We start from the raw sequence: 13346 nt of genomic DNA, 5'->3' as shown, positions 1-13346 counted from the left end.
ACCATGGTGCATCCAGCCAGCCGGCCAAGATCTGTTGGTTAGAGCTCGTCGTCGCTGAACGCGGCGTCGTCCTCTTCGATGGCTGCGGCACGTGCTGCAAGATCGAAACCGGGAGGGGAGTCCTTGAGGGACAGGCCCAGTTCGACCAGCTTGGCCTTGACCTCATCGATGGACTTCGCGCCGAAGTTGCGGATGTCCATGAGGTCAGCCTCGGAGCGGGCAACGAGTTCACCCACGGTGTGGATGCCCTCACGCTTGAGGCAGTTGTAGGAACGGACCGTCAGGTCCAGATCCTCGATCGGCAGAGCCATGTCCGCTGCCAGGGCAGCGTCCGTCGGCGACGGACCGATCTCGATACCTTCAGCTGCGGTGTTCAGCTCGCGGGCCAGACCGAACAGTTCCACCAGGGTGGTACCTGCCGAAGCAACGGCGTCGCGCGGGGCGATTGCCTGCTTGGTCTCGACGTCGACAATGAGCTTGTCGAAGTCAGTGCGCTGCTCAACACGGGTAGCTTCCACGCGGAAAGTAACCTTCAGGACCGGCGAGTAGATCGAGTCGACCGGGATGCGGCCGATCTCGGAATCGCCGGACTTGTTCTGAGCTGCCGAAACGTAGCCGCGACCGCGCTCGATGGTCAGTTCGAGTTCGAACTTGCCCTTCGAGTTCAGCGTGGCAATGTGCAGATCCGGGTTGTGGAATTCGACGCCGGCCGGCGGAGCGATGTCCGCGGCGGTGACGACTCCCGGGCCCTGCTTGCGCAGGTAAGCAACAACCGGCTCGTCGTGCTCGGAGGAAACCGACAGGTTCTTGATGTTCAGGATGATCTCAGTGACATCTTCCTTGACACCCGGAACCGTGGTGAACTCATGCAGCACGCCATCGATCCGGATGCTCGTTACAGAGGCACCGGGGATGGAGGAGAGCAGGGTACGGCGGAGGGAGTTTCCGAGGGTGTAACCAAAGCCCGGCTCCAGCGGTTCGATGATGAACCGGGAGCGGTTTTCGGAGACGACCTCTTCGGAGAGGGTGGGGCGCTGTGCAATGAGCACTTAGGTTTCCTTTCGGCGAGCATCCGCTATATGACGCAACACAGGTGGTGGAAAGATCGGTCTGAAGACTTAACGCGGCCGGGCCTGCCCGGACCGTTAAGGGTCCGGGCAAGCTCCTGGGCGCTGGAAAGCCTTAGACGCGGCGGCGCTTCGGCGGACGGCAGCCGTTGTGGGCGCTGGGGGTGACGTCCTGGATGGAGCCAACCTCGAGGCCAGCGGCCTGCAGCGAACGGATGGCGGTTTCGCGTCCGGAACCCGGTCCCTTGACGAACACGTCAACCTTGCGCATGCCGTGCTCCTGTGCACGCTTTGCGGCGGCTTCGGCGGCCATCTGGGCAGCGAACGGGGTGGACTTACGCGAGCCCTTGAAGCCAACCTCACCGGACGAAGCCCAGGAGATGACAGCACCGCTCGGGTCCGTGATGGACACGATGGTGTTGTTAAAGGTGCTCTTGATGTGCGCCTGGCCCAGCGCGATATTCTTCTTGTCCTTCTTACGCGGCTTGCGAACCGCGCCACGAGTCTTCGGGGGCATTTTTTCTCCTACAGAAAGTTATCGGGGGAAAACCGAGTTAATCCCTCAGGGATTAACGGGCCTTCTTCTTGCCGGCGACGGTACGCTTCGGGCCCTTGCGGGTACGGGCGTTGGTCTTCGTACGCTGTCCGCGTACGGGCAGGCCCTTGCGGTGACGCAGGCCTTCGTAGCTGCCGATCTCAACCTTGCGGCGGATGTCAGCGGCTACCTCGCGGCGAAGGTCACCCTCAACCTTGTAGTTGCCTTCAATGTAGTCACGCAGCTCAACCAGCTGTGCGTCGGTCAGGTCCTTGACCCGAACGTCAGCGCTGATGCCGGTAGCAGCCAGGGTTTCGTGTGCACGGGTCTTGCCCACGCCGTAGATGTAAGTAAGCGCAATTTCCAGCCGCTTTTCGCGGGGAATGTCTACGCCAGCGAGACGAGCCATATTGGCAGTACTCCTTGTATAAACCGGAGGTCGTAGGCAGTACACCCGCACTTTCAGTGCGGCCCCAGCCTCCGACCAGGGGTTAGCTGTCCGGGCCCATACGTCCCAATTCAGCTTGTGCTGCCTTTATTTACTTGCGTGGGTTAGCAACCCAGGATTTCCTGTGAAGGAAATTAGCCCTGGCGCTGCTTGTGGCGCGGGTTCTCGCAGATCACCATGACCCGGCCATTACGGCGGATCACTTTGCACTTTTCGCAGATCTGCTTGACGCTCGGCTTGACCTTCATGGCGTTCCTTTGCGTGTTGCAGTTGGTCAGCTGGACCGGCCCTTGGCTATTGCCCTGGCCGCCCAGTGTTTACTTGTAGCGGTAGACGATACGACCACGTGTCAGGTCGTAAGGGCTCAGCTCCACCACTACGCGGTCCTCGGGGAGGATCCTGATGTAGTGCTGGCGCATCTTTCCAGAGATGTGTGCCAGAACGATGTGCTTGTTGGTGAGCTCAACGCGAAACATCGCGTTAGGCAGCGCCTCGGTCACAACGCCCTCGATCTCAATGACCCCGTCCTTCTTGGCCATACCCTCCGCTAACTGTTGTTGCCGCAGCCTCCCGGTTTGCACCGGTCATGACCGCGGACGTTTTTGATTGGTTGGTTGGTGCCACCCGACCACAAAAGGGCACAACGGGGCAGACAACCAACAGACAACACTACGCCATTGCGGCGAGATTGTTAAATCGAGAGTTAAATCCAGCCATCGTAGCGCACTCAGCGTCCGTACGCACCTAGCGTGCCCGCCGCCGTCGTCACCGCCTCCGCCTGTGCGATCCCGTCGAGGATGGCCAGCCGGACGACGTCGGCGGCTGCGCTCTGCAGCGTAATGAGGCTTATCTGCCGGGCCGTCGGGGTGCTGCGGTCAAGCGCGACGGCGCCCGTCGCCAGCGCGAACACGGTGTCTCCGTCGGCAAGGGTGTGGCTGGGGTTCAGGGCCCGGGCCAGTCCGGCGTGGGCGGCCGAGGCCGTGCGCTTGCAGTCGGACGTGTCCAGGACGGCATTAGTCGCCACGACGACCAGAGTGGTGTTCAAGGGCGGCAAATCCGAAACCCTCCGCGTGCTCGCTCCTGTTTCTGGCTCGCCCGATGTGCCAAAAGGTAGCCCCAGCGCGTTGACCACTGCAATGGCGCCAACTGTGACCCCATTGTCCAGGGTGAGGGAGGCTGTGCCCACTCCCCCTTTGTAGGTGCCACGGCCGATTGCTGCTCCCGTGCCGGCGCCGACGTTGCCGCGTTCGACGTCGTGCCCTTCCTGGCGGGACGCGGCATCCACTGTGGCCGCGTAGCCCATCTCCTCGCCGGGGCGGGCCGCGAAGTCGCCGCCGCGGCCCAGGTCGAAGATTGCGGCCGCGGGAACGATCGGAACGAGGCCGCCCGGGACGGCGAACCCTCGGCCGTTCTCCTCGCACCAGCGCATGGCCCCGCCCGCCGTTGCCAGGCCGTAGGCGCTCCCCCCGGTCAGGACTACGGCGTCCACGTTCGAGGACAATGTGGTGGGATCCAGCGAGTCCGTCTCGTGCGTTGCGGGGCCGCCGCCGCGGACGTCGACGGAGCCCACCGTGCCGGGCGGCGGAAGAATGACCGTCACCCCGCTCAGCCAGCCGTCGCCTGTCTTCTGGACGTGTCCTACCCGGATCCCGGCGACGTCGGTGATCGCCCCTGTTGCTGTCATGGCTCCATTGTGCGCTCCCCCGCAAAACAAACGTTATGGAATCCTTCGGCGAACTTGCTGTGAACGGCCGCAGAAGCCTCCGGCAACAATTTCCGGGACGGCCCAGATGCGGGATTTCACGCCTCTGGCCTGTGGTGAAGTGTGACTGGACCCCCTGCCTGTACCCCCACCCCTGAACCCCCACCAATCCGCCTGCTGCCTTTGGCCGGCCCGGATCCGTTAGAGACCCGAATGACAAGACAACTGGCTGACCGGCCGACCGCCGTCGCCCACGCCCGCACCGCCCATCCGCAGCGGCCCCGCTGGTCGGGCCGAACCCGCAGGGACTTCTTCGTCTTCCTGGCCCTCGCCCTGCCCAACCTCGCGCTGATCGCGGTGTTCACGTACCTGCCGCTGATCAACAACATCTACTACTCCACACTGGACTGGACCCTCGGTTCCGATTCCGCCACCGTGGTGGGCCTGGGCAACTACGCCACGTTCTTCACCAGCCCCGACGCCGCGAAGGTCCTGGGCACCACCGCCGTCTTCACCGTGGTCACCGTCGGCGGGTCCATGGTGCTGGGCCTTCTGGTGGCCCTGGCGTTGAATTCCAAAGTACGCGGCACCACATTTGCCCGCTCGGCGGTGTTCGCGCCCTACGTACTGAGCGGCGTGGGCGTCGGCCTCGTCTGGCTTTTCATCTTCGACCCGGGGTATGGAGTCCTGGCATGGCTGCTGCGCAGCATCGGCCAGGCCAGCCCGCAGTGGATCAACGATCCCCAACTGTCCCTGGTCATGGTGATCGTCGTCTACATCTGGAAAAACCTCGGCTACTGCGCCGTGGTCTACCTCGCCGGCCTTCAGTCCCTGCCGCAGGACGTCATGGAAGCGGCCTCCCTGGACGGGGCCAACGGCTTCCGCCGCTTCCTGAACATGTCCCTGCCCCTGCTCTCGCCCACCACGTTCTTCCTGCTCATCACCACCATGCTGAGCTCGCTGCAGGCCTTCGACCTGATCCGGATCATGACGCCGCTGGGCAACGGCACCAGCACCCTGATCTACGAGGCCTACCTGCAGGCCTTTGGTGCTTTCAACCGGGCCGGCTACTCAGCCGCCATCTCCGTGGTCCTCTTCGCAATCCTGCTCATCATCACCGTCCTCCAGTTGCGGTTCGTCGAACGGAAGGTGCACTACTCGTGAGCACGCTCTTGCCCGTCAGTCCCGGTCCCGGCGTCACGGGCACTCCCCCTTCCGACGGCGCCGCGGGCTCCGGTCCCGAGGTGCCGCCCCGGCGCCCTGCTCCGTTCTCGCGCACCAACCTGGTCCAGACGATCGCCGGCGGCTACGTCCCGCTGGTTCTCGCCACCCTGGTGGTGTTCCTGCCCCTGTTGTGGATGCTCCTGAGCTCCTTCAAGCAGCCGGGCGAGATCATCACCATGGACCTGAAGCTCCTCCCGGAGGGCGTGAACCTGGAGAACTACAGGACGGCCATGACCACGGTGCCGTTCGGCCAGTTCTTCCTGAACAGCCTGATCGTCACGGCGGTGGGTTCCACCGTCAAGGTGATCCTGGCCGTCCTGACGGCCTACGCCCTCGTGTTTGTCCGCTTCCCGTTCAAGAACGCCATCTTCGTGCTGATCCTCGTAGCCCTCATGGTCCCGCCGCAGGTGTCCATCCTGCCCAACTACATCCTGATCGCCGGGATGGGCGGCAAGAACACCCTGTGGGGAATCATCCTCCCGGGACTGGGCACCGCCTTCGGCACGTTCCTGCTCCGCCAGCACTTCAGGACGCTGCCCGGTTCCATCCTCGAGGCGGCCGAAATCGACGGCGCGGGCCACTGGCGCCGGCTCTGGCAGGTCGTGGTGCCGGTCTCCGTTCCCTCCATCGCCACCGTCGCCCTGGTGACAGTGGTCAGCGAGTGGAACGACTACATCTGGCCGCTCATCATCACCGACCGGCCCGAGACCATGACCCTTCCAGTCGGCTTGACCCTGCTGCAGAACTCCGAGGGCAATGGCTCCGGCTGGGGCATCCTGATGGCCGGAGCCGTCCTCGTGATCGTCCCCATCCTGCTGGTCTTCGCGGCGCTGCAGCGCTACATCGTGGCCGGCCTCACCCAGGGCAGCGTCACGGGCTGAGTCTGCCCCTGCGCTGGGCCCGTTCAGTTCCCGTCCATCATCTCCGTCATCAGAACCAACGAATTTCGTACCTTTGAGAGGATCCATCGTGGCAATCAATCTTGACCGCAGGCATTTCCTGGGCCTGGCCGGCGCCAGCGCAGGAGCAGCTACCCTGGCCGCGTGCGGCGGTCCGTCGACCGCCGGGACGGCCGCCGCTACCGGCGCCGCCGACATCGACTTCAGCGGTGTCAAGGCCGCCGGGCAGTTCGATTTCTGGACGAACCACCCCGGGAAATCCCAGGACGTGGAGCAGTCGGTGATCGAGAAGTTCCACGCCAAGTTCCCCGACATCAAGGTCAACCTCGTGACCGCGGGAGCCAACTACGAGGAAATCGCGCAGAAGTTCCAGACCTCGCAGGCCGCGAAGTCGGCCCTTCCCGGACTGGTGGTCCTCTCCGATGTCTGGTGGTTCCGCTACTTCACCAACGGCAACATCATTCCGCTCGACGGCCTGATCAAGCAGCTCGAGATCAAGGTGGACGATTTCCAGAAGTCACTCGTGGCGGACTACCAGTACGCCAACAAGCAGTGGGCTCTCCCCTATGGCCGCTCCACGCCGCTGTTCTACTACAACAAGGACCACTTCAAGGCGGCGGGGCTGCCGGACCGCGCCCCCAAGACCTGGCAGGAGTTCGGCGAGTGGGCGCCCAAGCTCAAGGCCAGCTCCGGGGCCGAGTACGCCTACATGTACCCGGCGCTGGCCGGCTACGCGGGCTGGACCCTGCAGAACAATCTGTGGGGATGGGGCGGCAGCTGGTCGGACGGGTGGACCTTCACGTGCGATTCCGCCGAGTCGGTCGCGGCCCTGCAGTGGGTCCAGGATTCGATCTACAAGGACAAGTGGGCCGGGGTGTCCTCCAAGGAAGCCGCGGACGACTTCGCCGCCGGCATCACGTCGACCACCATCTCCTCGACCGGATCGCTGCTCGGCGTCCTGAAGTCCGCGAAGTTCAACGTCGGCGTCGGCTACCTCCCCGGCGGCCCGAAGTCGGAGACCGGCGTCTGCCCCACGGGTGGAGCGGGGCTCGGCATTCCCAGCGGTGTGAGCAAGGAAGTCCAGCTGGCGGCCGCCACGTTCCTGAAGTTCATGACGGAACCGGAAAACACGGCGGCGTTCTCCGCGGCCACCGGCTACATGCCCACTCGCGTGTCCGCTGACATGGGCGCCGTGCTGGCCAAGACCCCGCAGATCAAGACCGCCATGGACCAGCTCGCCGTGACCCGCGTCCAGGACAACGCCCGCGTTTTCCTGCCCGGCGCGGACCAGGAGATGGCCAAGGCCGCCGCGGCGATCCTGACCCAGCAGGGCGACGTCAAGGCCACCATGACGGGCCTCAAGGCAACGCTGGAGGGGATCTACACCAAGGACGTGAAGCCGAAGCTGAAGAGCTAGCTTCCACTGGCGACACACAAAATCCCTGGCGCTACCGGAATTCCGGTGTCGCCAGGGATTTTGCGTGTCGCCAGGGATTTTGCGTGTCGCCGGAAAACCTGCGAGTCGCCGCGTACCGGGGTTTAGGGAATCGGGACGGGCACGACGCCAAGCGGCGCAAGTTTCGCCGCGCCGCCGTCGGGCGCGGAAAGGACCCAGATGCCCTTCTCATGCACGGCAACGGAGTGCTCCCACTGGCAGGAGCGCTTGCCGTCCGTGGTGACAACGGTCCAGTCGTCCTCGAGGATCGCGGTGTCGATGCTGCCGCGGACCAGCATGGGCTCGATGGCCAGGCACAGCCCCGGGCGGATCTTCGGCCCGCGGTGGCTGGTGCGGTAATTCAGCACGTCCGGGGCCATGTGCATCTCGGAGCCGATGCCGTGGCCCACGTAGTCCTCCAGGATGCCCAGCGGCTTGCCGGGCACGGAGGAGACATAGTCGTCCACCGCGTTGCCGACGTCGCCCACGAATTTGCCGGTGGCCAGGGCGGCGATGCCCCGCCACATGGCTTCCTCGGTGACGTCGGACAGGCGCACGTCCTCGGGATCGGCGGTTCCGACAATCACGGTCCGCGCGGAGTCGGAATGCCAGCCGTCCACGATCGCGCCGCCGTCGATCGAGATGATGTCGCCGTCCTGCAGTACCCGGCCGCCGGGGATGCCGTGGACAACTTCCTCGTTCACCGAGGTGCAGATTGTCGCCGGGAACCCGTGGTAGCCGAGGAAGTTGGACTTGGCGCCGGCGTCCTGCAGCACCGCGGCGAAGACCTCGTCCAGCCGGGCCGTGGTGACGCCCGGGGCGGCCGCGGCAACGGCCGCATCCAGTGCCCGGCTCAGGACAAGCCCGGCCTCATGCATCGTGCGCATCTGGGCGTTGGTCTTGTATTCAGTGCGTGCCTGGCCGAATGCCATCTGAACCTCAGAATCTTCTCTCGCGGACCGGGTGCACTTCAGCCCGGGCCTCCACCATGGGCTTTCAACCCACGTCTTCATGCTCTATTCTCCCGCACTGGCACAGCAGCCCCGAACGGGCCGCCGCCAGGAAAGCCAACGCCACCCAACAGCGAAGGGCGCGTCCCGTACACGATGGTACGGAACGCGCCCTTCAGAAGTGCGTCGGCAAGAGTGCCTTAGCCGGAATGGCTCAGGCGGTCTGGGCCGACTTGATCGCTTCCATGACGCGCTCGGTGACGTCGTCGATGGCGCCGATGCCGTCCACCTGGGTCAGGATGCCGCGATCGGCGTACTTGGCCACAACGGGTTCGGTCTGCTCGTGGTACAGGTCCAGCCGGTGACGGATAACACCTTCGTTGTCGTCGCTGCGGCCAGTTTCCTTGGCACGGCCCAGGAGGCGCGTAACCAGTTCTTCGTCGTCCGCGGTGAGCTGCAGGACGACGTCGAGCTTCTGGTCGGCGTCGGCGAGGATCGCATCGAGGTAGTCCACCTGCGCGGTGGTGCGGGGGTAGCCGTCGAGCAGGAAGCCGTTTTCGACGTCGTCCTCGCTGAGGCGGTCGCGCACCATCTTGTTGGTGACGCTGTCCGGGACGAAGTCGCCGGCATCCATGTACTTCTTGGCTTCGACGCCGAGCGGAGTCTCACCCTTGACGTTGGCGCGGAAGATGTCGCCGGTGGAAATCGCAACGACGCCGAGGCGCTCCGAAATGCGTTCCGCCTGCGTTCCCTTGCCGGAGCCGGGAGGTCCGATAATCAACATTCTCGTCATCGCAAAAGCCCTTCGTAGTGACGTTGCTGTAGTTGCGCATCAATCTGCTTCACGGTCTCCAGACCGACGCCCACCATGATCAGGATCGAGGTGCCGCCGAACGGGAAGTTCTGGTTCGCGTTGATCAGGACGAGTGCAACCAGCGGGATCAGTGCCACGAAGCCGAGGTAGAAGGCTCCGGGCAGGGTGATCCGGGATAGGACGTACTGAAGATAGTCCGCCGTCGGCTTACCGGCGCGGATGCCCGGAATGAAGCCGCCGTACTTCTTCATGTTGTCCGAGACCTCTTCAGGGTTGAAAGTAATCGCAACATAGAAGTAGGTGAAAAACACAATCATGGCGAAATACAGTGCCATATAGATCGGGTGGTCACCCTTGGTCAGGTTGTTGTTGATCCACTCAACCCAGGGCTGCATCGGTTCGCCGGCCTTGGGCTGGTTGAACTGTGAGATCAGCCCCGGCAGGTACAGCATGGAGGAGGCGAAGATGACGGGCACGACGCCGGCCATGTTCACCTTGATGGGGATGTACGTGCTGGTTCCGCCGACGGTGCGGCGGCCGATCATGCGCTTGGCGTACTGCACCGGGATCCGGCGCTGGGACTGCTCCACGAAGACCACAAGGCCCACGGTGAGCAGGCCGATGATCAGGACCAGGAAGAAGGTTCCGGGGCCCTGGGCCTTCCAGATCGCACCGAGCGAGCCGGGGAAGCCTGCCGCGATGGACGTGAAGATCAGCAGGGACATGCCGTTGCCGACGCCCTTCTCCGTCACGAGCTCGCCCATCCACATGATCAGGCCGGTGCCGGCCGTGAGCGTGATGATGATCAGGACCGTGGTGACGATCGAGCTGTCCGGAATGATCGGCAGCTGGCAGTTAGGCAGCAGCTGCCCGGAGCGTGCCAGCGACACCAGCGTGGTGGCGTTGAGCAGGCCGAGGGCGATCGTGAGGTAGCGCGTGTACTGGGTCAGTTTCGACTGCCCGGATGCTCCCTCCTCGTACAGCTGCTGGAAGCGGGGAATGACCACCCGGAGCAGCTGGACGATGATGCTGGCGGTGATGTACGGCATGATGCCGAGGGCAAAGATGGAGACCTGCAGCAATGCACCGCCGCTGAACAGGTTGACGAGCTGGTAGATGCCGCCCGAGGTCTGACCGTTCTGCAAGCATTGCTGGACATTCTGGTAGCTCACACCCGGCGAGGGGATGAAGGCACCCAAGCGGAAGATTGTGATGATTCCCAGCGTGAACAACAACTTGCGTCGCAGATCAGGCGTGCGAAAGGCCCGGCCAAATGCGCTAAGCAAGCGTCCTCCTGAGTAATAAGTAAAGTCGTGTGAGATAGGTCAAATAAACCCAACAACCGAGTCTAACCGGTGGATGCGTGCGGCGAACAATCGGCGGGGCCCGGAAAATGAAAAAAACTCCCGGCACCGGGGGCCTGAGCCCCTGATACCGGGAGTTTCAACAACGGGCAACTGCCCCGCCGCCTCGTTAGAGGGCGGTGGTGCTTCCGCCTGCTGCGGCAATCTTTTCTGCGGCGCTGGCCGAGAATGCGTGGACGGTGACGTCAACCTTGACGGTGATGTCGCCGGTGCCCAGCACCTTGACGGGCTGGTTCTTGCGAACGGCACCCTTTTCGACCAGGTTCTCCACGGTGACTGCGCCACCTTCCGGGAACAGCTCGTTGAGCCGGTCCAGGTTTACAACCTGGTACTCGACCCGGAACGGGTTCTTGAAGCCGCGCAGCTTCGGCAGGCGCATGTGCAGCGGCAGCTGGCCGCCGGCAAAGCCAGCCTTGATCTGGTAGCGGGCCTTCGTACCCTTGGTACCGCGACCAGCGGTCTTACCCTTGGAACCTTCACCACGACCAACACGGGTCTTGGCGGTCTTGGCACCCGGGGCGGGACGCAGGTGGTGAACCTTCAGTGCGTTCTGCTTCTCAGCGGCGCCCTGTGCCTTTTCGGCGGTGTTCTTCTCTGCCATTTACTTCGCCTCCTCTACCTTTACCAGGTGCGGAACCGTGTTGAGCATTCCAACGGTCACGGCGTCGGCGGTGCGGACAACGGTGTGTCCGATCCGCTTCAGGCCGAGGGACCGAAGGGTGTCGCGCTGGTTCTGCTTGCCGCCAATGGCGGACTTGATCTGAGTGATCTCCAACTGAGCGTCGGAAACAAGCACGTTCTTAGCCATGACTCAGACACCTGCCTTCTGGTTCAGGAGAGCCTTCACCATTGCCGGCGGAGCGATCTCGTCGAGCGGGAGGCCGCGGCGTGCTGCCACTGCTGCCGGCTCTTCGAGGCGCTTCAGGGCATCAACGGTCGCGTGAACGATGTTGATGGCGTTGGAGGAACCGAGCGACTTGGAGAGGATGTCGTGGATGCCCACGCACTCCAGTACTGCACGGACCGGGCCACCGGCGATAACACCGGTACCGGCGGAAGCCGGACGCAGCATGACGACGCCTGCGGCGGCCTCACCCTGAACGCGGTGCGGGATGGTGTTGCCGATGCGGGGAACGCGGAAGAAGGACTTCTTGGCCTCTTCAACGCCCTTCGCGATAGCGGCAGGAACTTCCTTAGCCTTGCCGTAGCCAACGCCGACCATGCCGTTGCCGTCACCGACGACGACGAGGGCGGTGAAGCTGAAGCGACGACCACCCTTGACGACCTTGGAAACGCGGTTGATGGTTACAACGCGCTCTACGAACTGGCTCTTCTCGGCTTCGCGGCCGCCGTCACGGCCACCACGGCCGCCACGGTCGCCACGGCCCTGGCCGCGGTCGCCACGCTCGCCACGACGGGCGCCACCACGGCGGTCGTCGGTGGTAGCAGGCGCAGCGGTCTCAGTTGCCGGAGCAGCTACAGCTTCAGTCACCTGAATGTCCTTTTCGTTATTTTCGGTCACAGTGCCAGCCCACCTTCACGTGCGCCGTCAGCGACGGCGGCGATCCGGCCGTGGTACTTGTTACCACCGCGGTCGAAGACAACTGCTTCGATACCGGCAGCCTTGGCACGCTCGGCGACCAGTTCGCCAACGCGCTTGGCCTTGGCGGTCTTGTCACCGTCGAATGCACGAAGGTCGGCTTCCAATGTGGAGGCGCTTGCCACGGTCAGGCCCTTGGTGTCATCGACAACCTGGACGAATACGTGACGTGCGGAGCGGTTGACGACCAGACGAGGGCGTACAGCCGTACCGGAGATGCGCTTGCGGATACGAAGCTGGCGGCGGCTGCGCTGGGCAGACTTGCTCTTGTTCGTACGCTTCTTGTTAATTGCGATCGCCATGGTTACTTACCAGCCTTTCCGACCTTGCGGCGGATGACTTCGCCTGCGTAACGGATGCCCTTGCCCTTGTAGGGGTCCGGCTTCCGCAGCTTGCGAATGTTGGCAGCAACCTCGCCGACCTGCTGCTTGGAGATACCTGAAACAGAGAGCTTGGTCGGGGTCTCAACTGCAAAGGTGATGCCGTTCGGTGCCGAGACGTTAACCGGGTGGCTGTAGCCCAGAGCGAACTCCAGGTCAGAACCCTTGGCCTGGACGCGGTAACCGGTACCGACAATCTCAAGCTTCTTCTCGTAGCCTGCGGTGACACCCTGGATCATGTTGGCGATCAGGGTGCGGGTCAGGCCGTGCAGCGAACGTGAGGCGCGCTCGTCGTTCGGGCGGGCGACAGTCAGGGTGCCATCTTCCAGGGAAACCTCGATCGGGCTGGCCACAGTGTGGCTCAGCTCGCCTTTGGAACCCTTGACGCTGACGACAGAGCCGTCAACCTTGACCTCAACGCCGGCAGGAACGGTGATGGGGAGACGTCCAATACGTGACATTATTCTCTTCCTTTCCCGTTACCAGACGTAAGCGAGGACTTCGCCGCCCACGCCCTTCTTGCCGGCCTGCTTGTCAGTCAAGAGGCCGGAAGAGGTGGACAGGATTGCGACACCCAGGCCACCGAGCACGTGCGGCAGGTTGGTGGACTTTGCGTAAACGCGCAGTCCCGGCTTGGAAATACGACGAACGCCAGCGATTGAACGCTCGCGGTTCGGACCGAACTTGAGCTCGAGGGTCAGCTTCTTGCCAACCTCAGCGTCTTCTTCTTTCCAGGAGGCAATGAAACCTTCAGCCTTCAGGATGTCGGCAACGCGTGCCTTGAGCTTGCTGTACGGCATGGTCACGGAGTCGTGGTATGCCGAGTTAGCGTTGCGCAGACGCGTAAGCATGTCTGCGACGGGATCTGTCATTGTCATGTGGGCTCTTGCCCTTCCTCATAACGGTTTCCGCCGTGCTGCATATCCGA

At 63.5% G+C, this 13346-nt stretch carries 18 protein-coding genes; 3 read left to right on the top strand and 15 right to left on the bottom strand.

All coding sequences use genetic code 11. The annotated features are described in order from the left end of the window. Positions 1-38 precede the first annotated feature (38 nt). From AC1DDO_RS09320 to AC1DDO_RS09295, 6 genes are all read right to left on the bottom strand, one after another. On the bottom strand, positions 39-1049 hold the full coding sequence (locus AC1DDO_RS09320; RefSeq protein WP_018773683.1) for a DNA-directed RNA polymerase subunit alpha: 1011 nt from the start codon (positions 1047-1049) through the stop codon (positions 39-41). Positions 1050-1182: 133 nt separating this feature from the next. Next, entirely contained in the window at positions 1183-1584 is a 402-nt protein-coding gene (gene rpsK / locus AC1DDO_RS09315; protein WP_066436904.1) for a 30S ribosomal protein S11, read from the bottom strand. A 52-nt stretch (positions 1585-1636) separates the two neighbouring features. Beyond that, positions 1637-2011 (bottom strand): 30S ribosomal protein S13, encoded by a 375-nt coding sequence (rpsM, locus tag AC1DDO_RS09310; RefSeq protein ID WP_003803743.1) that lies wholly within the window; start codon positions 2009-2011, stop codon positions 1637-1639. A 173-nt stretch (positions 2012-2184) separates the two neighbouring features. Further along, positions 2185-2298, bottom strand: a complete 114-nt coding sequence (rpmJ, locus tag AC1DDO_RS09305; RefSeq protein ID WP_009358722.1) for a 50S ribosomal protein L36 — start codon at positions 2296-2298, stop codon at positions 2185-2187. A gap of 69 nt (positions 2299-2367) precedes the next feature. Then, positions 2368-2589 (bottom strand): translation initiation factor IF-1, encoded by a 222-nt coding sequence (gene infA / locus AC1DDO_RS09300; RefSeq protein WP_009358723.1) that lies wholly within the window; start codon positions 2587-2589, stop codon positions 2368-2370. 188 nt (positions 2590-2777) lie between these two features. Continuing rightward, on the bottom strand, positions 2778-3734 hold the full coding sequence (locus tag AC1DDO_RS09295; RefSeq protein WP_476866663.1) for a P1 family peptidase: 957 nt from the start codon (positions 3732-3734) through the stop codon (positions 2778-2780). A 231-nt stretch (positions 3735-3965) separates the two neighbouring features. Here AC1DDO_RS09295 and AC1DDO_RS09290 point away from each other — a divergent pair, with 231 nt between their 5' ends. The 3 genes from AC1DDO_RS09290 to AC1DDO_RS09280 all read left to right on the top strand — a co-directional run bounded on the left by AC1DDO_RS09290 (position 3966) and on the right by AC1DDO_RS09280 (position 7292). After that, positions 3966-4916 carry a carbohydrate ABC transporter permease gene (locus AC1DDO_RS09290; protein ID WP_476866664.1) on the top strand — a complete coding sequence of 317 codons (951 nt, stop codon included), beginning with the start codon at positions 3966-3968 and terminating at the stop codon, positions 4914-4916. A gap of 80 nt (positions 4917-4996) precedes the next feature. Next, entirely contained in the window at positions 4997-5857 is an 861-nt protein-coding gene (locus tag AC1DDO_RS09285) for a carbohydrate ABC transporter permease (protein WP_476866815.1), read from the top strand. Between the two features lie 88 nt (positions 5858-5945). Next, complete coding sequence (locus AC1DDO_RS09280; RefSeq protein ID WP_476866665.1) at positions 5946-7292, top strand: ABC transporter substrate-binding protein; 1347 nt, start codon at positions 5946-5948, stop codon at positions 7290-7292. A gap of 122 nt (positions 7293-7414) precedes the next feature. On the opposite strand, the gene map is transcribed toward AC1DDO_RS09280, so the two are convergent. The 9 genes from map to rpsH form a co-directional block, all read right to left on the bottom strand. Beyond that, a complete protein-coding gene (gene map, locus AC1DDO_RS09275) occupies positions 7415-8242 on the bottom strand; it encodes a type I methionyl aminopeptidase (protein ID WP_476866666.1) in 828 nt (275 codons plus the stop codon). Positions 8243-8474: 232 nt separating this feature from the next. Then, positions 8475-9044: an adenylate kinase gene (locus tag AC1DDO_RS09270; protein ID WP_441407845.1), complete on the bottom strand. Its 570-nt coding sequence runs from the start codon at positions 9042-9044 to the stop codon at positions 8475-8477. A 5-nt stretch (positions 9045-9049) separates the two neighbouring features. Then, the gene (gene secY, locus AC1DDO_RS09265) at positions 9050-10360 is read right to left on the bottom strand and encodes a preprotein translocase subunit SecY (protein ID WP_441407844.1); all 1311 of its coding nucleotides are present in this window, start codon (positions 10358-10360) and stop codon (positions 9050-9052) included. 187 nt (positions 10361-10547) lie between these two features. Further along, positions 10548-11039 carry a 50S ribosomal protein L15 gene (gene rplO / locus AC1DDO_RS09260; protein WP_441407843.1) on the bottom strand — a complete coding sequence of 164 codons (492 nt, stop codon included), beginning with the start codon at positions 11037-11039 and terminating at the stop codon, positions 10548-10550. Further along, positions 11040-11246, bottom strand: a complete 207-nt coding sequence (rpmD, locus tag AC1DDO_RS09255) for a 50S ribosomal protein L30 (RefSeq protein ID WP_160664304.1) — start codon at positions 11244-11246, stop codon at positions 11040-11042. Between the two features lie 3 nt (positions 11247-11249). Further along, on the bottom strand, positions 11250-11930 hold the full coding sequence (rpsE, locus tag AC1DDO_RS09250) for a 30S ribosomal protein S5 (RefSeq protein WP_377985280.1): 681 nt from the start codon (positions 11928-11930) through the stop codon (positions 11250-11252). 26 nt (positions 11931-11956) lie between these two features. Continuing rightward, a complete protein-coding gene (gene rplR, locus AC1DDO_RS09245) occupies positions 11957-12340 on the bottom strand; it encodes a 50S ribosomal protein L18 (RefSeq protein WP_018773674.1) in 384 nt (127 codons plus the stop codon). A 2-nt stretch (positions 12341-12342) separates the two neighbouring features. Beyond that, on the bottom strand, positions 12343-12879 hold the full coding sequence (gene rplF / locus AC1DDO_RS09240; protein WP_011692797.1) for a 50S ribosomal protein L6: 537 nt from the start codon (positions 12877-12879) through the stop codon (positions 12343-12345). A gap of 18 nt (positions 12880-12897) precedes the next feature. Next, entirely contained in the window at positions 12898-13296 is a 399-nt protein-coding gene (gene rpsH / locus AC1DDO_RS09235; protein WP_441407842.1) for a 30S ribosomal protein S8, read from the bottom strand. Positions 13297-13346 lie beyond the last annotated feature (50 nt).

The sequence above is a fragment of the Arthrobacter sp. 10N43 genome, from assembly GCF_056394525.1.
The sequence above is the reverse complement of the archived record's forward strand: the minus strand, read 5'-3'. Positions and strand labels throughout refer to the sequence as shown.

What these genes read in the sequence shown, in the direction of transcription:
- rpsK (WP_066436904.1), bottom strand. Translation starts at nt 1,584, where the DNA reads ATGCCCCCGAAGACTCGTGGCGCGGTTCGCAAGCCGCGTAAGAAGGAC.
- rpsM (WP_003803743.1), bottom strand. Translation starts at nt 2,011, where the DNA reads ATGGCTCGTCTCGCTGGCGTAGACATTCCCCGCGAAAAGCGGCTGGAA.
- rpmJ (WP_009358722.1), bottom strand. Translation starts at nt 2,298, where the DNA reads ATGAAGGTCAAGCCGAGCGTCAAGCAGATCTGCGAAAAGTGCAAAGTG.
- infA (WP_009358723.1), bottom strand. Translation starts at nt 2,589, where the DNA reads ATGGCCAAGAAGGACGGGGTCATTGAGATCGAGGGCGTTGTGACCGAG.
- AC1DDO_RS09295 (WP_476866663.1), bottom strand. Translation starts at nt 3,734, where the DNA reads ATGACAGCAACAGGGGCGATCACCGACGTCGCCGGGATCCGGGTAGGA.
- AC1DDO_RS09290 (WP_476866664.1), top strand. Translation starts at nt 3,966, where the DNA reads ATGACAAGACAACTGGCTGACCGGCCGACCGCCGTCGCCCACGCCCGC.
- map (WP_476866666.1), bottom strand. Translation starts at nt 8,242, where the DNA reads ATGGCATTCGGCCAGGCACGCACTGAATACAAGACCAACGCCCAGATG.
- AC1DDO_RS09270 (WP_441407845.1), bottom strand. Translation starts at nt 9,044, where the DNA reads ATGTTGATTATCGGACCTCCCGGCTCCGGCAAGGGAACGCAGGCGGAA.
- rplO (WP_441407843.1), bottom strand. Translation starts at nt 11,039, where the DNA reads ATGGCAGAGAAGAACACCGCCGAAAAGGCACAGGGCGCCGCTGAGAAG.
- rpmD (WP_160664304.1), bottom strand. Translation starts at nt 11,246, where the DNA reads ATGGCTAAGAACGTGCTTGTTTCCGACGCTCAGTTGGAGATCACTCAG.
- rplR (WP_018773674.1), bottom strand. Translation starts at nt 12,340, where the DNA reads ATGGCGATCGCAATTAACAAGAAGCGTACGAACAAGAGCAAGTCTGCC.
- rplF (WP_011692797.1), bottom strand. Translation starts at nt 12,879, where the DNA reads ATGTCACGTATTGGACGTCTCCCCATCACCGTTCCTGCCGGCGTTGAG.
- rpsH (WP_441407842.1), bottom strand. Translation starts at nt 13,296, where the DNA reads ATGACAATGACAGATCCCGTCGCAGACATGCTTACGCGTCTGCGCAAC.